22 protein-coding genes and 1 pseudogene are annotated in these 23,101 nt (G+C 35.8%); 7 read left to right on the plus strand and 16 right to left on the minus strand.

The window, feature by feature from the left end:
• The first annotated feature begins 183 nt into the window (after window positions 1–183).
• The 6 genes and pseudogenes from F7D47_RS15050 to F7D47_RS11215 all read left to right on the plus strand — a co-directional run bounded on the left by F7D47_RS15050 (window position 184) and on the right by F7D47_RS11215 (window position 4,632).
• Window positions 184–312: a hypothetical protein gene (locus F7D47_RS15050; protein WP_262884480.1), complete on the plus strand. Its 129-nt coding sequence runs from the start codon at window positions 184–186 to the stop codon at window positions 310–312.
• 708 nt (window positions 313–1,020) lie between these two features.
• A complete protein-coding gene (locus F7D47_RS11195; RefSeq protein WP_153086685.1) occupies window positions 1,021–1,632 on the plus strand; it encodes a hypothetical protein in 612 nt (203 codons plus the stop codon).
• Between the two features lie 13 nt (window positions 1,633–1,645).
• Complete coding sequence (locus F7D47_RS11200) at window positions 1,646–2,116, plus strand: hypothetical protein (RefSeq protein WP_072546033.1); 471 nt, start codon at window positions 1,646–1,648, stop codon at window positions 2,114–2,116.
• Between the two features lie 207 nt (window positions 2,117–2,323).
• Window positions 2,324–2,722 (plus strand): annotated as a pseudogene (locus tag F7D47_RS11205) (chorismate-binding protein); the annotation flags it as partial.
• 277 nt (window positions 2,723–2,999) lie between these two features.
• Window positions 3,000–3,875 (plus strand): peptidoglycan-binding protein, encoded by an 876-nt coding sequence (locus tag F7D47_RS11210; RefSeq protein WP_153086686.1) that lies wholly within the window; start codon window positions 3,000–3,002, stop codon window positions 3,873–3,875.
• A complete protein-coding gene (locus F7D47_RS11215) occupies window positions 3,847–4,632 on the plus strand; it encodes an XAC2610-related protein (protein WP_153086687.1) in 786 nt (261 codons plus the stop codon). The genes F7D47_RS11210 and F7D47_RS11215 overlap by 29 nt, the downstream gene beginning before the upstream one ends.
• A 670-nt stretch (window positions 4,633–5,302) precedes the next feature.
• On the opposite strand, the gene F7D47_RS11220 is transcribed toward F7D47_RS11215, so the two are convergent.
• The 6 genes from F7D47_RS11220 to F7D47_RS11245 all read right to left on the minus strand — a co-directional run bounded on the left by F7D47_RS11220 (window position 5,303) and on the right by F7D47_RS11245 (window position 10,686).
• The gene (locus F7D47_RS11220) at window positions 5,303–6,223 is read right to left on the minus strand and encodes a hypothetical protein (RefSeq protein ID WP_153086688.1); all 921 of its coding nucleotides are present in this window, start codon (window positions 6,221–6,223) and stop codon (window positions 5,303–5,305) included.
• Window positions 6,220–6,723 carry a hypothetical protein gene (locus F7D47_RS11225; RefSeq protein WP_153086689.1) on the minus strand — a complete coding sequence of 168 codons (504 nt, stop codon included), beginning with the start codon at window positions 6,721–6,723 and terminating at the stop codon, window positions 6,220–6,222. The genes F7D47_RS11220 and F7D47_RS11225 overlap by 4 nt, the downstream gene beginning before the upstream one ends.
• A 429-nt stretch (window positions 6,724–7,152) precedes the next feature.
• Window positions 7,153–8,103: a capsular polysaccharide synthesis protein gene (locus F7D47_RS11230; RefSeq protein WP_153086690.1), complete on the minus strand. Its 951-nt coding sequence runs from the start codon at window positions 8,101–8,103 to the stop codon at window positions 7,153–7,155.
• 27 nt (window positions 8,104–8,130) lie between these two features.
• Window positions 8,131–8,961 carry a LicD family protein gene (locus F7D47_RS11235; RefSeq protein WP_153086691.1) on the minus strand — a complete coding sequence of 277 codons (831 nt, stop codon included), beginning with the start codon at window positions 8,959–8,961 and terminating at the stop codon, window positions 8,131–8,133.
• Entirely contained in the window at window positions 8,951–9,982 is a 1,032-nt protein-coding gene (locus F7D47_RS11240) for an NAD-dependent epimerase/dehydratase family protein (RefSeq protein ID WP_153086692.1), read from the minus strand. Before F7D47_RS11240 ends, F7D47_RS11235 begins: the two co-directional genes overlap by 11 nt.
• The gene (locus F7D47_RS11245; protein ID WP_153086693.1) at window positions 9,970–10,686 is read right to left on the minus strand and encodes an IspD/TarI family cytidylyltransferase; all 717 of its coding nucleotides are present in this window, start codon (window positions 10,684–10,686) and stop codon (window positions 9,970–9,972) included. Before F7D47_RS11245 ends, F7D47_RS11240 begins: the two co-directional genes overlap by 13 nt.
• Before the next feature lie 473 nt (window positions 10,687–11,159).
• Here F7D47_RS11245 and F7D47_RS11250 point away from each other — a divergent pair, with 473 nt between their 5' ends.
• On the plus strand, window positions 11,160–12,338 hold the full coding sequence (locus tag F7D47_RS11250; RefSeq protein ID WP_153086694.1) for an IS4 family transposase: 1,179 nt from the start codon (window positions 11,160–11,162) through the stop codon (window positions 12,336–12,338).
• Window positions 12,339–12,378: 40 nt separating this feature from the next.
• Here F7D47_RS11250 and F7D47_RS11255 read toward each other — a convergent pair whose 3' ends face one another.
• The 10 genes from F7D47_RS11255 to rfbA all read right to left on the minus strand — a co-directional run bounded on the left by F7D47_RS11255 (window position 12,379) and on the right by rfbA (window position 22,803).
• Window positions 12,379–13,581: an O-antigen polymerase gene (locus F7D47_RS11255; RefSeq protein ID WP_153086695.1), complete on the minus strand. Its 1,203-nt coding sequence runs from the start codon at window positions 13,579–13,581 to the stop codon at window positions 12,379–12,381.
• Window positions 13,582–13,583: 2 nt separating this feature from the next.
• Window positions 13,584–14,558 (minus strand): hypothetical protein, encoded by a 975-nt coding sequence (locus F7D47_RS11260; protein ID WP_153086696.1) that lies wholly within the window; start codon window positions 14,556–14,558, stop codon window positions 13,584–13,586.
• Window positions 14,559–14,571: 13 nt separating this feature from the next.
• Window positions 14,572–15,600, minus strand: coding sequence for a hypothetical protein (locus F7D47_RS11265; RefSeq protein WP_153086697.1), 1,029 nt, complete (start codon window positions 15,598–15,600; stop codon window positions 14,572–14,574).
• A complete protein-coding gene (gene wecB, locus F7D47_RS11270; protein WP_153086698.1) occupies window positions 15,593–16,744 on the minus strand; it encodes a non-hydrolyzing UDP-N-acetylglucosamine 2-epimerase in 1,152 nt (383 codons plus the stop codon). Before wecB ends, F7D47_RS11265 begins: the two co-directional genes overlap by 8 nt.
• A gap of 9 nt (window positions 16,745–16,753) precedes the next feature.
• A complete protein-coding gene (locus F7D47_RS11275) occupies window positions 16,754–18,193 on the minus strand; it encodes a lipopolysaccharide biosynthesis protein (RefSeq protein ID WP_153086699.1) in 1,440 nt (479 codons plus the stop codon).
• Window positions 18,194–18,202: 9 nt separating this feature from the next.
• Window positions 18,203–18,931, minus strand: a complete 729-nt coding sequence (locus F7D47_RS11280; RefSeq protein WP_153086700.1) for a LicD family protein — start codon at window positions 18,929–18,931, stop codon at window positions 18,203–18,205.
• 110 nt (window positions 18,932–19,041) lie between these two features.
• Window positions 19,042–19,740 carry an IspD/TarI family cytidylyltransferase gene (locus tag F7D47_RS11285; protein ID WP_153086701.1) on the minus strand — a complete coding sequence of 233 codons (699 nt, stop codon included), beginning with the start codon at window positions 19,738–19,740 and terminating at the stop codon, window positions 19,042–19,044.
• Between the two features lie 9 nt (window positions 19,741–19,749).
• Window positions 19,750–21,351, minus strand: a complete 1,602-nt coding sequence (locus tag F7D47_RS11290; protein WP_153086702.1) for a phosphotransferase — start codon at window positions 21,349–21,351, stop codon at window positions 19,750–19,752.
• A gap of 1 nt (window position 21,352) precedes the next feature.
• Entirely contained in the window at window positions 21,353–21,703 is a 351-nt protein-coding gene (locus F7D47_RS11295) for an HNH endonuclease signature motif containing protein (RefSeq protein ID WP_153086703.1), read from the minus strand.
• Between the two features lie 191 nt (window positions 21,704–21,894).
• Window positions 21,895–22,803, minus strand: a complete 909-nt coding sequence (rfbA, locus tag F7D47_RS11300; RefSeq protein ID WP_153086704.1) for a glucose-1-phosphate thymidylyltransferase RfbA — start codon at window positions 22,801–22,803, stop codon at window positions 21,895–21,897.
• Window positions 22,804–23,101 lie beyond the last annotated feature (298 nt).

Below are 23,101 nucleotides of genomic sequence, written 5' to 3' on the forward strand. Positions count from 1 at the left end.
CCGCTGCCATACCTTTGCACCTGCACGATAACGGTTGATGCCAAAAGGAAAGACCTTGTGGAGTAAAGAAAATCAGAGCGGCAAATGAAGATAGAAACTTCACGGAAGTTTTTGGACTGTACGATTATCGCATACTCATTTCTGAGAAATGGATACAACGTCGTCTTACAAACGTCTTGAAAAATGGAAATCGCATACAAAAATGGCACAGCCATCAGAGAAATTCCGATGAAAGAAGAGTATGGCTTGTCCATGCTTCTTGCATCGGGTTTTCTCCAAGGCTGTGCAGCCAAGCATGAAAGTGGTCATTGAGGTTTACATCAATGACTTCTTTCTTGTGGTGGAGTATGCAAACAAAATGGTACGACAAATCAAGGAATGGTGTTTCTTTTGATCGGTTAGCCTGCAACCGACAAAAAGAAGCACTTTTCCTCATGCCGTACTACTGAGACATGAAAGGGTGGCGTGCCACTGTTTCATGTCGTTTGGATTGTGCGATAAAAATGGAACTGCGAGTTGTGGCTATAAAAGTCAGCCGTTGTCAGCACGGCAAACAAAGAAAAGTCCTTGGCAGTATAGTCTTGAAGTATTTCAAGGCATACCGCCAAGGATTTTTCTTGCCGTGCCATAGTCGGAGGAAGTTAGTCTGAGGTACGAGGACTGTCTTTCTGCGACGACGGCTGAGTTTTATATAGAAGTTGCATACCGTATTTATAGCTTAAAGTTGTTTGGACTGACACTTTGACATCATAAAATCCTCAAAATAAAATAGGCATGATTTTTGTAATGTATATATATGATTTTTGAATGATACGACTCAGCCAACAGTCCCGGCTAAGCCGCATGGATTAAAAGGGACTTAAACACAAATAAAAATGGCATTAACGTATAAAGTATTAAATTCAAATTTTGAAAAAATGAATGGTAAAAGCCTTGCTGAATCAGAAACATTTGGTGGTGGAAAAGTAGGATAGAACATTATATCTGTAGTATTTGATATTAAATATAAGGAATTATCATATGAAATATAGAATTTTGTTTTTTTTGTCAATTATTATAAGTATGGGGTTCTGTGCCTGTACAGACGATAGTGACGGCATTTTTATTAACGAGAATCAAATTTCAACAAGAGCTGTAAATGGAGCTTATACTTATCCTGATGTTTCTGAGATATTGAAACAAGACGTAGTAAAAAAGCAAATGAATGAAGCTTGGAATTTGATGAAGAAAACCGCAAGTTCTGCTTCTCGCTCCGAGTACGGATTTTATATTTATAAAAGTCAGACAAGCGGAAAATATTATGTAGGAAAAATGGTAAAAGGTCCTGCCATTACGGGATGTGCAGGTACTAACGCAAGTATATCGTTGGGAGTACCAACTTCAAACATTGATGTTTGTGCTTTTTTTCATTGCCATACAACACTCCATTATTGTCCTAAAACAACTTCACGAAGAACAGGTCCATCCCAAAATGATTTAGATTTAGCACAGTCATATAATTTGCCTGGAATTTTACGTGATTATGAAGGTCCAGAAATAACAGGAGGGCATAATATCAATGAATCCTATAAGGATATAACGTTTGGTCCGACAAAAAGACCTGATATTCAATATAATGATGTTATCAAATAAAAAACATAAAGACATGAAGTATTTGGTTTTATTTTTAATGTCCATGTTTCCACTTTTGAGTATTTCTGCTCAAAATCTTGAAAAAATGGACTCAGTTCAGAGAAATAAGTATCTTATCGATTTAAGTTCTGAAGTCATAAAAACAATGGGGCCTGGTTATTATAGAAACACACATCCAACGATTAGTGAAGGTGTGTTTAAAAGTAATGATGGCAGAGCAAAAATAAAAAAGAATATTGGTCGCAAATATTATGAAATAAAATATCCTTACGACAAGTCAAAAGAAACTTTGGAGTTTGATTTTTCTGCAAAAGTTCGTATTTGGAAAGATACGGGCGAACCTTGCGATGTGATATTTGGAAATGGATATGGGAAAAACTTTTTCTTTTCAAGTTACAAGGAACAGACTAAAAGTCGAACTGCAACAGATAAAGTTCCATATCAACAGGTACAAAATGCCAATAAGAATATTGGAACAAAATGAGGAGCCATGTAAAGAGGATGAAAAATTAACGATTTGAATAGAATCTTTATACATAAAAGTATAAATTACAAAGGTTCATGGTCGTGACATTGTTTTATTGCTCTTGCGACAGAATCTGTAGTTAATGTACTTCGAATTAGATAATGGGAGAATGGTTTATGAAGCAGACTTAACCATTCTCCTTTTTTTATATGATATGATAAGCAGATGAGCGATAAAAAAGAAGCTGCCGAACATGCTACCATTGTGGATCTGATTCGCAATGACCTTAGCCGTGTGGCAGAGCATGTAAAGGTGGATAAATACCGTTATATTGATGTGCTCCATACCAATAAGGGGAATATTCTCCAGACCAGTTCTGAAATAAGCGGCAAGTTACCAACCGACTATCAAAAGCACATCGGAAACATATTGGATGCAATGTTGCCCGCAGGTTCCATAACAGGTGCGCCAAAGGACAAGACTATGGAAATAATCCACGAACCGGAAGGCTATGACCGTGGATTCTATACAGGAATCATGGGTATATATAATAATGGTGAACTCAACTCGGCTGTAATGATACGCTTTCTTGAAAATGACGGTCAGGGAACGTATTTCAAGGCATACCGCCAAGGATTTTTCTTGCCGTGCCATAGTCGGAGGAAGTTAGTCTGAGGTACGAGGACTGTTTTTCTGCGACGACGGCTGACTTTTATATAGAAGTTGCATACCGTATTGACAGCTTAAAGTCGTTTGAACTGACACTTTGACATAATAAAATTCCCCAAATATAATAGGCATGATGTTTGTAATGTTTATAAATGAATTTTGAATGATACGACTCAGCCAACAGTCCCGACTAAGCCGCAGAGGATTAAAAGGGACTTAAAACAATATATATATGAGTACTGAAACAAGTGCTAAATCTGTATCGCGCGAGGCACCATCAATCTATGCAATCCAGCAAGGTTCGGCATATTTGAAAGTTGGTGACGTAGGTGATTCTGTTCTTACATGTAGAGGTTTGCTCAATCAAAAAGGCTATTCCTGCAATTTGACAAGCGAAACTTATGATTCAGTTTTGAAGAGTGTTGTCGCAAAATTCCAAAAAGATTTCGGATTGACCAGCGACGGATTGTTGGGACAGTCAAGTTTAGCTGTCTTACAGGACAATGTGAGTGATACAGAATGGCTAGTTGACGGTGTTGTGAATATTACAGCAGGAAAATTGGCTCGTATGGGTTTCGGTAAGGAAGTTTTAAAACCAGCCAATGTTACGGCTCTGAATGAGGTATGTAACCGTTACCACATTACTTCTAAGACCAAAGTCAGACACTTTCTGGCCCAAGGTTTTGTTGAGACGGACAAAGGAAGAACCTTTACTGAGTACATTTATGTGCCAGGAAAGACCAAAAGTGAATATGATAAGCAGTACCAACGATATGCACCATACTGTGGTGGAGGCTTTATGCAATTGACTTGGAAGGACAATTACACTGCATTCTACAATTACATGAAAGATACGCTGAAGGTTACTGATGAGGAGATAAAATCTCCAGCGGAATATGCCACTCAGCATGTTGCTAAGAATTATACCTTTGAGAGTGCAGGTTGGTATTGGGATGTGTTCAAAGATATTAATACCAAAATATCTCAATGGGCTTCTTTATCAGCAGACGCAACTGTTACAAAGGTTACGCAAGAGATTAATGGTGGGACAAATGGCTTGCAAGCAAGAAAGGATGCATATGCAAAATCAAAGAAGATATTTAAATAGACAAAATGGAGGTGTGCCAAACTTGGCACACCTCTTGTTACTATTCATTATGATATTGGTTATACCAATATCGTGTATATCATGCCAACAAAATAAGCGTGTTGTACCAATAAGTAAGCATAATGACAGTATTCATGCCAAGATTCCTAACGATACATCATTGATTCATAGCGATACATCATTGGAGGGAAAAAAAATCCATATAGATAATACTGTGACAATAGACAGTATAACTCATTTGCCTGACACCAATAAAATCTTCGTTTTTAGAGATGAAAAAAAAATTCAGACTATCATATATAAATATAATTGGGAAGAATATGGCTCTCCTACCATAGGACGAGATTCAATAGGCAAAATTGATTTTGTGGATGTTGATTTTGATGGAAACAAAGACCTTTTAATCTACAAAGGAGGTTTCGGAAATCAAGGGGCCGATATTTATGATTGTTTCCTATGGAATGACAACAAACATCAATTTAAAATTGCCCCTTCGTTTTCTTATATATTGAATCCCTCAATAGATAATAGACAGAAATGTATATATTCTTTCTCCAGAGAAAATGCTTCTTCTTACGTTAATGTGAAATATAAATTTCAAAATGGGGAGTTTCGTGCTATTTCAACTTTGAAGGAGAAGGTTGATAATGGCAAAATGGTGTATATATTAGAAACTTCACAAAATGGTGTTTTGCACAAAAAAATATTGCGGCCTGCAGATTTGGGAGAATGGAAGAAAAAAATATTAACAAAGTAAGGGTGTTGCCACTTATTCGTATAGTCATAATAATGTTGTTCACTAATATGTGATGAGCGATATTATTATGACTACGATAATAACAGGGATGAGAAATTTTATAGAGAAACATATTGGAGGTACACTACTTTCATGCCGTTTGGATTGTGCGATAAAAATGGAACTGCGAGTTGTGGCTATAAAAGTCAGCCGTTGTCAGCACGGCAAACAAAGAAAAGTCCTTGGCAGTATAGTCTTGAAGTATTTCAAGGCATACCGCCAAGGATTTTTCTTGCCGTGCCATAGTCGGAGGAAGTTAGTCTGAGGCACGAAGACTGTCTTTCTGCGACGACGGCTGACTTTTATACAAAACACACGAAAGGATGAGAATATGCAAACGAAATAGACCATTCAAAACAGAAACCCTTACCACATATGTTTGAATGGATTGAAATGGAAATAGCAAAGAATGGAGAAGAATATGGTTTAATAAAAATAGATTTATCCAAGCAAAAAATCGAGGATAAAAAATCTTAAAACATTCTTTATCCCCGATTAAATATCGTACCTTTGCAACCGAAAGAGTTCTTTGGATGGTTATGCAAATCACAGCAGGATGCTACATTCTGTTTATTTCTAATTCGTAACCTCTTCTTTTTATGAGATAAAAACTTATCTCATTCTCAATCACTTATAAAAAATACGTACTTTCTGTTATCAAAACAGATTGCTGCCTGTTGAACTCAGACAAAAGAGTTGCAGAGATTTTCTCTATTTTATCATTATCTACCTGCCCTGTTGCATTAATTTTCTTTTTACAAGCGTCTATGTAACTATCCAATAACTGTGACGCCTTCTTATCATCTTCTTTTTGTTTTTCTAGTTCCTGAACATTTTTCTTCAATATTTCCAGATTCTGCACATTCACTAAATTAACCGAAACAAAATTTTTCTTTTCATCTACAGCATCTCCATAGACATGCGGCAGAGCCAATGGTTCAACATACCTCACATTGAAATCCATCTTCGGCAGCCTACACATCATCAATGCCAGATATCTTATAATACCTTTATAAAGATTAGCACCAGCTCTTACTCCCTCGTACTGCGAGTACAAATGATACTTCACGTCTAGGTCAACTGAAGTATCTACCATTTGCGAAAAATATGTTAGCCAATCGAAAATTTCAGAGAAAGTACTTGGTATCAAGAAATATTTAGCAGGCAAACAATTACTAAAGAAAGCAATATGATCTATCCACTCATCTTTCTCATTCAACGCAAGTAAACCACCAACAGCTACATGAAACTCTTGGTATTTACTCCTTTCCTCAATAGCATCCCCATATTCAAAAACATCGCGATAATATTGGTCAGCAAATTCCCAATACCGATACATCCAGTTTCTGTCATCATTTCTAATGGCTTGATTAATAGCATACCAAAGCTGAGTATATTTAAATTCAGACAACCCAATCTTTCTAGTATCAAAAATCAATCCAAAAACCCCATTATCATTCTTCATCATCAAAGGAGTATCTTGGCGATAGGAACATTCCAAGAGTTTTGCCAAAGCCTCATCCCGTATAGCTTGCTTATCCTTATCTATCATAGCTCATCATCCTTTGATAAAAGTTCATACACTCGCCGCATACAAGAATTATATAGATTTATATTTTCTCTTTTTGCAGCATATTTTGCCAAATCGATAAACTCGAGCAGACATTCCTCCGGTTTATTTATCAAATGTTTACAGAACAAGGAAGGATCATTGTAAATCAGAATCAACTTATACAAACGCACTACATACAGAAGAAGATTCAGTACCACTAAGGTATGGCACACTAAAACAAACATCTGCATCCAAAGAATACCTTTCATAACGAACAATGCAAATGGCGCAATTATAGCAAAACCGATAGCCAGTAATATAAGTTTTTGGAATCTAGCGTACACAGTCTCCTCCTTGAACAGTTCAACAAACCTGACAACTTGATATTTCTCGTCTATCCTATCAATGGCTTGAATCATCAATGGATAGCACATACCTATCACGGCAGAAAATAACCCAAGCAATCCACTATAAGTATAATCCGCAAAATCAAAGTCCATATCACTTTACTTTATTATGTTTCAGAATATCCATATCACATTTTATACTATCAACGATATGTTGATATTTCCGGTCTACTTCTTCCCGTATTCTAGTCTCCTGCGTTTGTATCATCAGAGCACCGATAGAGAAAGAAACTATAAATGAGACAGACCATCTGAAAATGGATTTCATACTTATATTCTTAACGTAGGCCCAACCTCCATTCGCTAGATTACCAACAATATAGGGAAGAGCTATCAGATGAATGAAGAAGCCCAACAGAAAAGATATAAATGCAATAAGTAGTATCATTTCTAACGATATCTATACCATTAATAAATTTACATTTTTACTCTTTTTTCCACTAGAAAGGAACCATATAATATTTCTATCACCTTTTTGCATACCTTTCCATATAATGCTTACAAGATAATTTATTATATTTTTCAACTTTCCATAACATACCTATAAAAAGTCCCTTCTTTTCTTGTATCTTCTTCCTTTACCTTGTATGTCAGTTTATGGAAAGGACTTGCCTTACAAGCTGCGTCCCATCGTCTATGGTCAAACTTTTCAAACTGCATCAGTTGCAAAACATGAGGCAAAGAGTTTGGATAAGGTATTATTTGTTTCCACTCTTCCATATAATAGTCCTTTACTATCATCATAAACAGATGAAGCAAGAAATAGTCTATCATACGGTCGTTCTTCTGCCAATAAGCATAAAGTAGTTCACGAGTGGCAAGTAAAAACTTATGGTTGCTCCATGCCGACATAAACCAACTTGACATATTGATAGCGCTACCATCACTACCAGGTTTAACTTTTTGGAAAATGAAGAACTCATCCTCCATCATATATTTCGGAATGTCACCACCTGAGCAAAATACCGTAGCATCTATCCATGTACCTCCTTGTTGTATCAACAATTCCAAGCGAAGTATATCTGAGAAATGTGTTCTTGTAATAATCCCTTTATGAAGTTTCTCTATTATAAAATCTGGGATGTGTACATACTGATCAAAATTACTTTCTGTAAGTAACACAATTTCCTTACCTTTCAGATTGTCTTGTAGAGAACGATAACATCGTTGTACCAAGGCCGGCGCCTGTTCCAAGCCCTGCATCCAGCACACCCAAACCTTGTTACTCTTTTGCATCGGATATTCTTCCTTACTATAGTTGTTATCAAAATTTCTCAACACCCCAATATAATGTTTCCAAAGCTTTTGCTTTATCTTCAGTTGAATACCATTGCGCATTAATTCTAAGGCAGTTTTAGACTTGCCAGTCAACAATATCTGAGCAACCATATAAGGTAGCACACCCACCTTAGCATAATTTAATATGGCTTTCCAACCTCCGGCTTTATCAAAAAGTTGCTTAAATCTGGACATAAAAAATACTTTTGAAATGCAATTAACCTATTTTTCACCTCTAAGTCTGATGATTTCTATATCATGGCTTACTCTATCCTTCTCTGGAGGAAGCTGCATATACTCACCATAGAGATGTTTCAGCAGTTTGTCAGGCTCATCAGGACAGCAGACCTTGATATTCTCAAAATCCAAGTCCTTGCCATGACCAAAATATTCGTAAGGTACAATCTCACGTTCCCTATACTTACCGAGCATATTGCCTACATAACCACTCTTGTCATAATCGTATTTTTCCAAGGCTTTCTCCATCTTCTTCAAGACGGAATCCACATTGATAAACTTGCCCATTGGAATATAATGAAGCAACTTGATCACACATTTCTCATAGAATGGTCTGCCCACCTTGTGCGTATCCACCTGAGTTCTGATGTTCGGTATTTGGATAAGGTAACGATACATCAAAATGTGCTTGATGTGAAACCATCTCAGCAAGCTATTATTGGGCATACCATCCAGAGGGAACACATCTATCCAGATCTTACATTTGCGTGGCACCTCATTCATACGGACAATAATCTCTGACTGATTATCTACAAACTGGGCAAAATTAAACTGCCAGTTCTTGTCTGTATCATGGTTCACCAAGAAATAATCCTTAGGAAACTCGTTTTGCAATTTTACGAACTGATTGTAGTCGCTACGAGGCATCATGACATCAATATCATCATCCCATGGTATAAAACCTTTGTGGCGCATCACACCAATCAAAGAACCACCAGAGACGAAATATCTCAAATGATGCTCCTTGCAGAAAGCCATATAGTCCTTCAAAATCTGCAACTGAACATTTTGTACTTTTCTTACATTACTTTCCATTTCTCAACTCATTTATAGTTTTTTCCATCTTTTCTCTCATGGTACCTTCTACAGACCATCCTAGAGACCTTAACCTTTCCGTCTTAAACACAGACTTTTTTACAAGATTATACCCAACCTTTTCTGAATCAGCAGGAATATCTTGCACCACCTTTTTTCCAGCAATACTTGCCCCCATATCAGCAAGCTCTTTAATGGAAATATTAGAGCCTTCATCTGCCACATTATAGGCTTCTTTGTTTTCTCCCTTTAACAATATGTACAAAAGGGCCGAAACACAATCTACAACATAGCACCATGAACGAAACTGTACACCTGTACTCTTCATGACAATATCATTGCCATCCAATACATTTCTGATAAACTGCGCATAAACCCTATTGTCTGACTCCGTAAAATGAGGACCATAAACATGACATGGGCGAGCTATCACACAATCCACCCCATACTCCTCAACATAGCAAACACAAAGATTCTCTGCTGTACGCTTGCTCGATGGATAACAGTTTCTTGAAAGTAGAGGATTCACATAGCCGCTATAGTCTTCGCTAAATTCATCACCATTACCCTCACCATACACTTCGCCACTTGAAACATACAATAGCCTCTTCATGTTATGTTTCAAACCATATTCCATGAGATTCTTGACTCCAAGGATATTTGCGAAAATAACCTCAACAGGTTTCGTAGCAAAGAAATTGGGACTGGCATTGCTTGCCGCATGAATCACATAATGGAAATCAACGCTGCTCGCCAATGGTGAAGCCACGTCATATTGCACAAAATGGAACTTGCTATCATTCCAATAATCTTGAAATCTATCCTTAGCTCGTTGTTCGTTGCGCCCACAAGCATATATATCAAAATTGCGTGGTGCATGAGCCATCAATGCTTCCACTATACAAGAGCCTATCAAGCCTGTAGCACCAGTAATCAATATATTACATCCATCCAACTTCTCCCATGGCAAACAGATGTTGGCAGCATGGAGAATGTCGTTTTTATAACTTATTTCAACCATTCTTCCTTACTTGTATGAATTAAAGCCTTGAGAATTTCCAAATCCTCAACAGTTGTAATCTTGATGTTCTTTTCAGAACCAGGAACTATATGCATCTCTCTGCCACCGACTTCCGCTATTAATGTACAAGAAGCCACACTGTCAAGAATACCTCTGACTTTAGCCTCCTCATGAACATTAAGGATATTTCCTAAGCGGAAAGTTTGCGGAGTCTGGGTTCTCACCAACTTGTCACGTGGTATACTTGTCGTAGAAGTAAACCCATCCTCACTTTCCAAGATAGCCTCACGACACTGGATGCCAGTAATGGCATATCCGTATGCCTTGCAAATGGCAATATTGCTGCTGATAATGTCTTGACTCAACAAAGGACGTACAGAATCATGAATTAAAACCAAGTCATTTTCGTTACATCCATTCTCTTTCAAGCCATAAATGCCGTTATGAATAGATTCCATACCCGATTTTCCACCAGGGAAAATCCATTTAAGCTTATCTATCACAAACTGATTGGCATAAGCCTGCAACACAGTTTCCCATCCCTTCAAACAGACAACGGCGATAGCATCGATATCTGGATGCTGTTGGAAACATTGCATGGTTCTGATAATGATAGGACATCCATCTACATGCATAAACTGTTTTGGGATATCTTGTCCCATTCTGTTGCCGGAACCTCCGGCTATAAGAAGTGCTATATTCATATTTTTTTTAGTATTTAACTTTATTTTTTTTACCTTCCACATTGTTTCTTTATATCTCTCTTCAATTTATCAAAGTATCTTTATAGATACTTGTACCAGGAGTGAAGTAAGTATCCGCTCAACTCCGCATTGCATATCTCAAAATAATATTGTAACTTTGCACGGCGGCCTAATAAAAATACTTGCACTACAGCATAAGGAAAAATTCCTGCTCGAAGTCAATCTTTTATAAGTTTAAAGCCGCCTTGTTTGTGGAAAATATCCTTTAGGATAGCAACTTGTTTTAATATGTTAAATGCATATTGCTGAATTTCTCTCATTGTCAATTAAATCATTATATTTACAATCACTAGTGTCCCGTTAAAACGAGACGATTATTAAATAAGTTATTAATACTCAAAAGTTTACGGACTTTTTATAGTGTATTCGATTTGATTTTGTATCTTTGCACACATATTTAAAATACGTGTGCGATGAACAAAGGCAAAACTATATTCTCTCAGATTATGTCACTTATACCAGAACGTGATTTCAAAACTTGTGTAGACCGTTATAAGGGAAACTACAGAGCAAGAAACTTCTCTTGCAAAGACAAATTCCTAGTAATGAGCTATGCTCAATTAACAGGTCGTGATAGTCTTCGAGCTATAGAAAACTGCCTTACGGCACTCTCCAGCAAACTTTACCATTGTGGTATTAGTTATGCTGTACCACGTAATACTCTAGCAAAAGCTAACGAGAAGCGAGATTGGCATATCTATAAAGATTTTGCAGACGTTCTTTTGAAAAAAGTACGTCCTCTTTATGTCAAAGACAAGTTCAGATTAGACCTAGACAACATGGTATATGCTTTTGATAGCAGTACTATAAGTCTGTGTCTCAAATTATGTCCTTGGGCAAAGTATCGCAAAAACAAAGGTGGCATCAAAATGCACACATTAGTCGATTTGCGAGGAAATCTTCCAGTCTCAGTTTATTTGACTTCTGCATCGGTTAATGATGTAAAAGTTCTTGATGATCTCTACATAGAACCTTCTGCTATCTATTTGATGGACAGAGGATATGTAGATTTCAACAGACTCTTCAAGTTGATAACTAAGAAGAATGCATTCTTTGTTACTAGGGCAAAAGATAACATGCTTTTTGAAGTTGTATCAGAAGCCGAAGTTGACAAGAGTACTGGTATCATTTCTGATGAACGTATCAAATTAACAGGACTACATACTGCCAAATGGTATCCTGAAGAACTTAGAATGGTAACCTATGAGGACTATGCAACAAGTAAGGTGTATAGGTTTCTCACAAACAACATGGAATATGAAGCGCTTACCATATCTGAATTATATAGGGAAAGATGGAACGTGGAACTTTACTTTAAATGGATTAAGCAACACCTTCACATCAAATCCTTTTATGGAACTTCCGAGAATGCCATATATCTGCAAATCTGGATTGCCATATGCACATACTTGCTTTTAGCTTATGCAAAGAAAGTGATGCACATAGATCAATCGCTACACACTATTTCAAAGAACGTGGGTCTATTCCTTACGGACAAGACTCCTTTAAATGAATTGTTTAACAAAGCTGTTCCAACAGAAGAGACGGAGGATTGGCTATATCCTAGCCTTTTCAGGCCCGATGATTTCTAAACGGGACAGCAGTGATTTACAATACAAAAAAATAGTCATACTATACAATACGCCAACGCTTATTAAATAGATAGAAAATCAATAAAAACAAAAAGAAAGATTGTCCTCTCTGTATAATATGACCTAGCTGAAAACCTCCAGATGCTGTAAGCATCACAAAAAGTTTAACATCCATTCCTACATTAGACTTAAATAAAACTCCATACAAAGCATGAACTAGCCATAACCATAATACGTAAGGGACAACAAACCAGTAGCCAAAATTCAAATAAAAATCAACACTTGGAGTTGTGAAAATCCCTCCTCCATCAAATTCCATTCCTGTTAAATCTTTGTAAACAAAATCAATAGGCATAGGTTTGCTTGGCCACAAAAAGCGTGGGACGTAGCGCACGATATCATAAAAATATGACTCACCATAAAAAAACATTTTTGAATCATGAACAAAATTAACTAAGCGAATAGTATTTTGTTCTAATATCATTAACGGATAATCAAATAAAGACCATTTAATCTCTGTATCTCCAGAGGCTCCTGCAGAACGTATAAATTTTAGCATATCCGCAATTACAGGTTTAGCTATATAAAAAATTGCCATATATTCATACCATTTAAAAGCTCTTCTTCTAATAGAAAACCAAATAAAGAAACACATTGCATATGTCAAGATTCCATCTCTAGATGCTGTTGTTATAAACATTAAAAAACCGAGAAGGAGTCCTATCAATGCCGCCTTTTTGACGGTTAGGTATTTATTTAAAATAAAGTTTTCTAATATAATAAAAGGTAAGCCAAATACAGGCAATGCTCTAACAACTCCCATACCTAAATTTGAGGTCACACGTAAGTCTTCCACATCGGCACCTGCCAAAAGAGCTTGCGTTAAACCAGTATAAACACCAGCAAAAACAATTAATATTAAAAAAATAACTAGTACAATATTACGACTACTTCTATATTTCTCATAATATAAATTCGAATTAATGCATAGTTTTACTGGAGTTATCCATTGCTTCCTATAAATCAACATAAAAACTATATTAATAAAGGTTGTAATGAATGTAATATTAAGCAACGTTGGTGGAACTTGTTTTTTTGTCAAAAATAGAGGTATTATCTCATTCCAACCAAAATTCAAATATACGCATAATAATATGGAAAACACATACAAGGTTTTCTTGCATGAGCTCAAATATATAAAATATGCTAACAATATTAGATAAAGCCAAAATACGTAATCCATTTTTACTTCAAAAAGCTTCTAAATTTAGAGATATAATATTTACGCGAATAATACGAATCAAATATTGTTTTGTATTCATTCAATAATTCACATATCGAAACACATTGTTCCTCATTTTTTATGATCTTTGCCAATAACATCTGGTCGTTGTTACCTCCAATTATATACTTATAGCATTCTAGATTTTTATCAAAATCATGTATGACAGTAGAAAACACAGGAATTACTCCTGAAGCCAAATAAGAACTCATCTTAGTAGGAGTAGCAACTCTATTTACTTCATTATCTTCACGAATAAGAAATCCATATTTAATTTTGGACATTTCTTTATTTAGCTCTTGATAAGGCACGTATTTAGCTTCTCCATTAATACCTCGTTTAGACATTTCTGCTTTAGCTTGTTCTATTGCTCCAGTAAATATTGTCAACGTTGCATTTGGAATAATCTCCTGGATTTTTTTGAATAAGTCAAGCGTTTTGTCAAAACACTGCCATTTTTGCAATCCACCAGCATAAACAAAAGAAGGATTTTCGTAATGCTCTTTACATATGGTAGATTCGTCAAGCATATCGTTAAAACATGGCATTAAAAAATAATTATCTTTTGTGTATCCATATTTTTTCTTGAAGTGCTTTTGCATAGCTTCAGAAACAAAGATATTAAAATCACAAAATCTCAATGCTAAAATTTCAAAAATAGTCCATGCTAGTCTCCAAATATAATACTTCAAACGATTTGGAATAAGGAAATCCATTTCTTCTGGAGGAATGCCTTGATACCAATTTATTGTATGATGTCCAGGTTTTAACAACTTAGCTTTCAGCCATGCCTTAGCTTGAATTGTAACAACTACATCATTTTTGCCAATCTCTTTTAAAGAATTAACTATTTTCGTAGTATGTCCATTCTCTTCAGCTGCTTGGCGAATAATATTAACATAAAATTCGGTGGCATCTTTCATGTCACCTTTCTCCATATAAAAACTATAATTACTCATTATTTGATTCATTAATAATTTGTTCGTATGTAGTAAACTCGTTACTCTTGCTAATTAACAAAAGAGTCTTTATGCTACTATCAGAAAAATCTTTAGGATGATCTATAATAATCACTAAATCTTTATCATAATGGAAAAATTTATTCTTTAAAAGCAAAGGCGAAAAATGAGACAATGTATAAAAATTAACCTTTGTACTTATCACCCTTTTGATTTTTTCCATAATGCCTGGCGTTTCACCAGAAACTACTTTACGAGCGTGCGTACCATCACATTGATACTTCATCTCATTTTTATGAAACTGTCTATAAACACCATTTACAAGTCTGTCAAAGAATGAATACTTAAAAGTAGAAATTGGAGCTTCGATAAAACAACCTTTGACATCCTCTCTTAAAGCATTGGTTGATATACGATAATATGATTTAGCAGGCATTTTGGTACAGTCAATAATTCTATATCCATCATTAATAAAAATACCTCTCCCTAAAGAACTATCTAATTTAATATTATTTCGTAAAAAAGAAGAAGAAACTATGTCCATTTCTGGTAAAGCCCAACCACCTGCACGAAATGCGACAACACAATAATTAGGAATGACTTCTCTTGCAATTTGATTGATAATCTTCGTCCCTTCATTAAACATATTTTCGATTTCACCTACAGAGAAACTTGTAAGCATGTAATGTGAAAAATCGTCAAAGTTCCATGTGCCGTCACCATTATATTTTGCGTCTATCCAATGTGGATGAATATGTAATTCTATTCTGTGTCCTCTTCTAAGAATTTCACTTAATTGTTCTTTTATTAATTCTAAATCAGAATTACATCTTTTATCATTTTCTTTTTCCAAGTATTTTAACATAAGGTAGTCTACAAAATATGTAGCCTTGGCACCAACCTGATCCATAGCATCCAACATTTTATTTGTTGGCTCTATCAAACTCTTACGAACTGTTCCAGACTTATAACCAAAGAACAGTTCGTAATCGAAAGAAAGTATTATTTTTTTTCTAGGCATTTCTTAGAGCATTAACAATTCTTCCACAAGCTTTACCATCCCCATAAGGATTAACAGCCTTACTCATTTTTTCATAAGCAGTATCATCCTCAAGTAGTGTACTTACTTCATTAAATATCTTATCATAGTCTGTACCAACAAGATGAACAGTACCAGACTCAAGCGCTTCAGGACGTTCTGTGGTATCACGCATAACAAGAACTGGCTTGCCTAAACCAGGAGCCTCTTCCTGGATACCGCCAGAGTCTGTTAGAACAATGGTTGATTTCTCCATCAAATAGACGAATTCGAGATATTGCAAAGGTTCAATGAAGAAAAAGTTTGGACGAGTTAAATCCTCACCAAACACTTCATGGATAGGCTTACGAACATTTGGATTCAAATGCATTGGATAAACAAAATCTACATCTGGGTATTTCTCTGAAAGATCCTTCATGGCTGTTACCATGCGAATGAAACCTTCACCAAAGTTTTCACGACGATGACCAGTAATAAGGACAAGTTTCTTACCATCCTTCAATCGCATTACATCATACCCTGCCTTAGCAAGAATTTCTTCCTGTTCTTTAGCAAGAGCTATGTCGTTCTTCAGTTTTTCAACTACCATATGAAGAGCGTCTATTACAGTATTACCAGTAACAACGATTTTACCATGAACATTCTCTTCCAAAAGATTCTTCTCAGAGAGAGGAGTTGGAGAAAAATTATAAGTTGCAATACGCCCTGTAATCTGTCTGTTCATCTCCTCTGGCCATGGTGAATAAATATTATGTGTACGGAGACCAGCCTCTACGTGACCAACTGGTATCTGAGCATAAAATGCAGCCAAAGCTCCAGCAGTGGATGTTGTTGTATCACCATGAACGAGTACAACATCAGGACGGCACTCTTTGAAGACATCACGAAGTCCAGTAAGAACTCGCGCAGTAACATCTGTCAAATCCTGACCTTGCTTCATAATATTGAGGTCATAATCTGGCTTTACGTCGAAAATAGTCAATACTTGATCTAACATTTCTCTATGCTGACCAGTAACACAAACTATAGTTTCAAAATTCTTTGTATCCTTTTGGAATTCCTTAACCAATGGACACATTTTGATGGCCTCAGGACGAGTACCAAAAACTAACATAACTTTTTTCATACAAACTTTTTATTTTTGAAATATTCTTTCTTTCATAATAGCATAAACTTCTTTTAAAGATTCATTATGAGTTATAAATGCCAATCCTATATAAAAAGAAGCAAATGTGACCCCACCCAACAATAACTCAGCATACAAATTATTCAGACAGTAAACAGGTATTAGGGCTGTTAAAGTACTAAAAACGCCCATAAATAAATATGGAGTAAAATCTTTAACTTGTTCAAGAATAGAAATACCTATTAATCTCTTTGTAAAAATTGAATTTAATAACATAGCCAAAAGCCCATATATAGCCTTACCAATACAAAGCCCTATTAAGCCAAAAGGAATTGAAACTACTAATATAAGGAATGCAGTAGTTTTTTTTATGATTTCTAGCTTTAATGCAAGATCTGCACGCCCTTTGACATATACCATGTTTCTGTTTATAGAACTAATATGTTCAAGCAAAAAACCACAACATAAAATTTGCATCAAGACTATAATACCAGCCCACTTTTCGGTCAATAATATTAAAACCAATGGCTTGGTTAAAGCCAAAAGAGCAAAAAGCAATGGCATTATAATAAAAGAAGACAAAGATATGTACTTACGATATACAGAAATCAGTTGGTTTTCATCAGTAATTGAACTCATTATAGGAAATGTAACACGTGCAAAAACATCCACACAAGTAAATGCAGGCATAGAAGTAAATTGTTCTGCTCGTGAATAAAAGCCTAACTGTACTTGATTACAATATTTTCCTATTATAATCGGGTATAAATTAGAATATATTTTATCTATAATACTAGCTGCCATAAGTCGCATTCCAAACGGAAATAATCTACGGAATGATTTGATATCAAAAAAGCAAACTGGTTTCCATCGTTGGGTAACAGTATACATACATGTAACCATTACAGCCGATGTAATATATTGCCAGATCAATGCCCAAACTCCGAAGCCTTTATAAGCAAACAAAACGCCTATACCTCCTGAAAGTAATGATGATATTACTGTAACCTTAGCAATTGCTTTAAAGTTAACAGCAACCATCATTCGTATTTTGTGTATAGAAGACAATGAGTATATTATGATTCCTAAACTCTGAACTCTTAAATAAATAGTAATATCCGTATTATAAAATTTTGATATAAACGGAGCTGTTATATATAACAAAATATAGAAGATTACTGATATCAAAACATTAAACGTAAATACGGTAGAGTAATCACGTTCTGTCTTATTTTTATCTTGAATCAATGTCGTAGCAAAACCGCCATCAATAAAAACCTGTGAGATTGTTATAAAAACCAAAATTATTGCAACTATACCATAATCTGCAGGCATCAATAAGCGAGCCATAATAATACCTATAACAAATTGTATTACTTTAGTCGATGCAGATTCTACAAATGACCAAGCTATACCCTTAACTGATTTTTTCTTTAAATTACCTGACATGAGTTTGGTTTAAAAACTTTTTAAAATTTGCTCAAAGAAAGCACTCTCTTTAAAGAACTCCATTGGTAATTTTCTAAAACTCTTAGCATAAAGAGGATCTTGATAAACCAGAGGATCAGCATGGGCATTTTTCTTAGGTATCATAAAATCTTTACCATAAAGCGAGGCTAATATTTCATTCGTATTTTGTGGTATCATTAATTTCATATTTCGGAACTCATATGGTATTAGTTCTTGACTTAAAGGTATTTTTACATCTTTACATCTAAATAAATTTAAACTACATGAAAAAGCCCAATCATGATTTTGAATTGCAAGAGGTAAATATATATGCGCAATCTTGTTACCTTCCATATATGAAAAATAAATATCACAAGTTAAGCCTTTATATTTCATAGGTAATTGACAGCCTTTAAAATCTGAAGCCACAAATATTGAATTGAAAACAAAACCATGATTACTCAATGCTTTTAGTAAATCATCAGATAAATATCTAATATCAAGAATCATATCTATATCATCATCATGTTTTATAAAATCATGATTTCTATAAATACCTAACAACGTTCCAAACATTGGGATAAAATTTATTCCAAGTTCATTTGCAACATCAAAATATGCATGTAATGCTTCTTCACCTATATTTTGAAGAAGTAAGCTACATTTTTTAGAATGTCTTTTTTCTCTTATTTCATATATACCCGTTTTTATTAGGATTTTTTTTATAAATCTTTTCATTTTGCCATCTTTAAAATAATTAATACTAAATGATGGCAGGCTTCAAGTTCTATGCAGAAAAGTAGCTCAAAAAAAATAAGCAAAGAACTTTTCGCCTGCCAAATTTGTTATTACTTGCTTAAAACATATCCTTTAAACAACTCTACATCCTCCTTTGTAGTAATCTTGATATTAGTTTGATCACCATAGCTTAAATTTAGCTTATACCCCATATACAGCATCAATGTTGTGGTATGAGGCTCCACTTTATCAAGCAAATTCTTTGCGATTGCCTCCTTGTAGAGATTCTTAACAAAGCCATAATTGAAAGCGTACGGGCATGTTATCTGGATGAGTTTGTCTCTATCCACCCATTTTTCACTTATCTCGCCTTCATCTCTAGTTCCCATCAATTGATAACAAGGAATACCACTGACAGCATTGCCTTTCTCCTTACATACCCGAATGGCATCCGTAAGTATCTTCTGCGAAGTAAATGGAGCTGCACCATAATGAATCATAATCATGTCATCATCCTGAAGTTTATCCTCTAAGAAATCGATGCCATTCAAGCATGATTCCTGGAAGGTTTCGCCACCATTAGTAACCCATTTTACTTTGGTAAGATGATATTTCTCTATGAGTTCATGCAAGTAATCAATATACTTTGCATGACAAACTACTTCTATAGCATCAACCTCAGGATACTTCTGGTAAATTTCAATGGTGTAAACCAAAACAGGCTTACCATTTACCTCAATAAATTGCTTGGGTACATTGGCTCCAACTCTAGAACCAACACCACCAGCAAGAATAATTGCTGTATTCATTCTAAAATATTATTTTTTGTATGAAGCCAAAGCTTCGTCTATAAATCTATGAAAATTTCGATATGCAGGAAGGAAGAAGAAACCATCATCATCTCCTACACTTCCCTTATATAATCCCCAACTTATCCAATAAAAAGCACACAAGGCGATATATGCTCGCCAATGACGATACTCATCATTGGTAGGCTCTCGCTGAAAATAAGCTTTAATAAATTTATCAATTTCTTCATCACTATATTCATAACGACTGAAGAAGCAAGCTAAGTCATTGGCAGGGTCGTTGATACCAGCATACTCCCAATCTATCATATATAAGTCACCATCTTCTGTTGCCAAGAAATTTGGTTCGTAGGTATCATTATGACAACAGACTGGTTTAATCCCCATACGTTTGGCATCTTCTTTAAGATATTTATCCAGGACTTTTGCCTTTTCGATTTCCTCAGAAAACTCTTGCAGTAGATTTCCTTTAGTTGCCGAAGCTATCTTCATCAGTTTCAGACCTTCCTCAAAATCATCAAACGTCTTTACACTTCCATCTTGCGGTATCTCCAAAGCATGGATTCTTCGAAGATACTCCATACCTTTCTCCAACTGGTCATCATGCTTTCTGAAATCACACTCTACCAAGTTCTGGACACAATAGGAAAGTTTCCATCCATCCAAAGTCATCGTGATTACAGATTTATCTACTCCCAAATCTCTTGCACTCATCTGTGCAAAGAATTCTGTACGACGGTCGATAAGATTACCGGCTGTTCCTCCAGGATGACGATAAACAAATTCTGTATCATTTACTTTGAAGCGAAAAGAGACATTCGTTAAACCTGCATTGATAACATTGATGTCTGTAATATTGTTTGGATTGCACTTCAATGTATTGCATATATTCGAGATAATGTCGCTATCAACATTAAACAAGAAATCCGAATCAAACTGGCGAAGGTCATCTATGGTATTGAACTCAAATATCTCATTCTCCTTGAAAGGCTTCATGTAGAGAGTCAATTCCTTGATATGTCGCTCATAAAACTCTTCCCAAAAGAGGGAATTCACACGGAAATCATCAATCTCATCATCCATCAACTCAACCAAACGTTTGGAAAAATGCTGATTGAAATAAGCATGACCTACCATTGCCATTTGGTAACTGCCACCCAAATCCACATGAGTTATGACATTGGCATCTGAATATTGAACAGAAAACTCATTGAACTTTCGTGGTCGATAAACACAAGCGTGATAAGAAATATTCTCTGGATTATCATTCAAGAATGGATTACTCTCAAAATAATAATCCGCATAAGAAAGGTAAGTATTTCCCAGATATTCCTTTGCCACGTAAAGTGAATAGAGGTTACCTTTCACTCCAAACTTATTATTTATGAGTAGTTTTACCTCAGGATATTTCTGTTCCAAGAAGAAGAATTTCTCCTTCATATAACCTACCACAATATAGATTTCTTTTACACCAGCATCTATAAGCTGGTTAATCTGACGTTCTATCAGATACTCGCCCTTAACCCTAAACAATCCCTTAGGACGTTCATAAGTAAAAGGTGCAAAACGTGTTGACTTGCCAGCGGCAAGAATTATTGCATTATTAATCATATTATTTGTTTTTTTCTTTTGCTTTCCAGTATTTTTCTTCATTTATATTATCATCAAAAAAAGATGATATGGAAGTCTTCCAAATAGGATAATCATCTCCTTTTGTTCGATTATTGTTCCATTGCAACGGGAAGAGATTATCCAAATCATATGTCCCACCCAATGCCAATGGTTTTTGATGATCTATTTCCCATCCATATTCAGAATTGACGTCTCCATAGGCATCTCTACAAATCCAAGCACCGGCATAGTCTTGACGCCATTTGCGATTATCTACATTTTCAACAACTATAGCCCTTGACCATGCATAATTTATCTCTTCTTTAGTAAAGTCTCTTCTTTCTGTTGCCATAACCCTATTGCTTTTAATTCATAATTTCTCACACTCTCAATCTATAGAGATATGCTCCTTTGCAAAGAATAGGAGTATCTTTTTTATAAACTATCACTCACTGTAGCTCTCGAAAAAGTTGTCATGAGCAACACAGAATAGACACCTCTTTAGAATGAGCACGTCATCAATTTCAACTATATTTATCGTTTCTAAAACACCAAATTTTTTCTTAATGCTTCGTCTGTTTCGCTGAGAATAGAAAGCAGATACTTGCCATAATCGTTCTTCAGCATAGGCTGAGCATTCTCTCTCAACTGTTCTGCGGTAATCCAACCTTGACGGTATGCTATACCTTCCAGACAAGCTACCTTCAAGCCCTGTCGCTTCTCCAGGACTTCAATAAAGGTTGATGCTTCTGAAAGGGAATCATGGGTTCCGGTATCGAGCCAGGCAAATCCTCTTGCCATGGTCTGTACCTTCAGCTGCTTATCCTTCAAGAACTCCTGGTTTACGGTGGTGATTTCCAACTCACCACGAGCAGATGGTTTGATATGCTTAGCTACATCTACCACCTTGTTAGGATAGAAGTATAAGCCAACTACAGCATAATTGCTCTTTGGATGCTGAGGCTTCTCTTCAATGCTCAGGCAATTGCCTTGCTCGTCAAACTCAGCTACACCATATCGTTCCGGATCACTTACACGATAGCCAAAAACTGTAGCCTTGTCGTTCTGCTCAGCATCTACTACTGCCTGATGCAGCATCTGATTTAATCCTGCACCATAGAAGATATTATCGCCTAATACAAGACAAGCAGAATCATTACCAATGAATTTCTCTCCGATAATGAAAGCTTGGGCTAAGCCATCTGGTGATGGCTGTTCTGCATACTCGAACTTCACACCTAACTGGCTTCCATCGCCTAAGAGTCGTTTAAAGCCTGGCAAGTCATAAGGTGTTGAAATAATGAGTATCTCACGGATACCTGCCAACATCAATACTGATATTGGGTAATATATCATTGGTTTATCAAAGATTGGTATCAGCTGCTTGCTGATTCCTTTGGTGATAGGATACAAGCGGGTTCCGCTTCCACCTGCTAATACTATTCCTTTCATATCATTATTATTTATTGATCAATAACATGTTTTCTAAAATCATCCCGTCCTTCTTTACCGTTAAAGAAGGAGACTTTCGAATCCCTACGTCTCCCTTTAGCCAAAAGGAGGGTTTTCTAAAATCATCCCGTCCTTCTTTACCATTAAAGAAGGCTCCACCTTTCTCTCCAAGCCTCTCTTCCCTCAGGGACGAGAGGATGTAACCGCCCTCCGGTGCTCAGAACCGCTACGCTATAAGGTTGGCGGACCATCAAAGGTCTGCGCCATGTTATGCGGGATGGGACCGCCTGGAAGTACA

The sequence above is a fragment of the Segatella copri genome (genome assembly GCF_009494835.1).
In the GTDB taxonomy this organism is placed as follows: Bacteria; Bacteroidota; Bacteroidia; order Bacteroidales; family Bacteroidaceae; genus Prevotella; species Prevotella copri_F.

Excerpts from the sequence above, each read along its gene's own strand:
- F7D47_RS15050 (WP_262884480.1), top strand. The coding sequence starts at position 184 with ATGGAAATCGCATACAAAAATGGCACAGCCATCAGAGAAATTCCGATG.
- F7D47_RS11195 (WP_153086685.1), top strand. The coding sequence starts at position 1,021 with ATGAAATATAGAATTTTGTTTTTTTTGTCAATTATTATAAGTATGGGG.
- F7D47_RS11200 (WP_072546033.1), top strand. The coding sequence starts at position 1,646 with ATGAAGTATTTGGTTTTATTTTTAATGTCCATGTTTCCACTTTTGAGT.
- F7D47_RS11210 (WP_153086686.1), top strand. The coding sequence starts at position 3,000 with ATGAGTACTGAAACAAGTGCTAAATCTGTATCGCGCGAGGCACCATCA.
- F7D47_RS11215 (WP_153086687.1), top strand. The coding sequence starts at position 3,847 with ATGCAAAATCAAAGAAGATATTTAAATAGACAAAATGGAGGTGTGCCA.
- F7D47_RS11220 (WP_153086688.1), bottom strand. The coding sequence starts at position 6,223 with ATGATAGATAAGGATAAGCAAGCTATACGGGATGAGGCTTTGGCAAAA.
- F7D47_RS11225 (WP_153086689.1), bottom strand. The coding sequence starts at position 6,723 with ATGGACTTTGATTTTGCGGATTATACTTATAGTGGATTGCTTGGGTTA.
- F7D47_RS11230 (WP_153086690.1), bottom strand. The coding sequence starts at position 8,103 with ATGTCCAGATTTAAGCAACTTTTTGATAAAGCCGGAGGTTGGAAAGCC.
- F7D47_RS11235 (WP_153086691.1), bottom strand. The coding sequence starts at position 8,961 with ATGGAAAGTAATGTAAGAAAAGTACAAAATGTTCAGTTGCAGATTTTG.
- F7D47_RS11240 (WP_153086692.1), bottom strand. The coding sequence starts at position 9,982 with ATGGTTGAAATAAGTTATAAAAACGACATTCTCCATGCTGCCAACATC.
- F7D47_RS11245 (WP_153086693.1), bottom strand. The coding sequence starts at position 10,686 with ATGAATATAGCACTTCTTATAGCCGGAGGTTCCGGCAACAGAATGGGA.
- F7D47_RS11250 (WP_153086694.1), top strand. The coding sequence starts at position 11,160 with ATGAACAAAGGCAAAACTATATTCTCTCAGATTATGTCACTTATACCA.
- F7D47_RS11255 (WP_153086695.1), bottom strand. The coding sequence starts at position 13,581 with ATGGATTACGTATTTTGGCTTTATCTAATATTGTTAGCATATTTTATA.
- F7D47_RS11260 (WP_153086696.1), bottom strand. The coding sequence starts at position 14,558 with ATGGAGAAAGGTGACATGAAAGATGCCACCGAATTTTATGTTAATATT.
- F7D47_RS11265 (WP_153086697.1), bottom strand. The coding sequence starts at position 15,600 with ATGCCTAGAAAAAAAATAATACTTTCTTTCGATTACGAACTGTTCTTT.
- wecB (WP_153086698.1), bottom strand. The coding sequence starts at position 16,744 with ATGAAAAAAGTTATGTTAGTTTTTGGTACTCGTCCTGAGGCCATCAAA.
- F7D47_RS11275 (WP_153086699.1), bottom strand. The coding sequence starts at position 18,193 with ATGTCAGGTAATTTAAAGAAAAAATCAGTTAAGGGTATAGCTTGGTCA.
- F7D47_RS11280 (WP_153086700.1), bottom strand. The coding sequence starts at position 18,931 with ATGAAAAGATTTATAAAAAAAATCCTAATAAAAACGGGTATATATGAA.
- F7D47_RS11285 (WP_153086701.1), bottom strand. The coding sequence starts at position 19,740 with ATGAATACAGCAATTATTCTTGCTGGTGGTGTTGGTTCTAGAGTTGGA.
- F7D47_RS11290 (WP_153086702.1), bottom strand. The coding sequence starts at position 21,351 with ATGATTAATAATGCAATAATTCTTGCCGCTGGCAAGTCAACACGTTTT.
- F7D47_RS11295 (WP_153086703.1), bottom strand. The coding sequence starts at position 21,703 with ATGGCAACAGAAAGAAGAGACTTTACTAAAGAAGAGATAAATTATGCA.
- rfbA (WP_153086704.1), bottom strand. The coding sequence starts at position 22,803 with ATGAAAGGAATAGTATTAGCAGGTGGAAGCGGAACCCGCTTGTATCCT.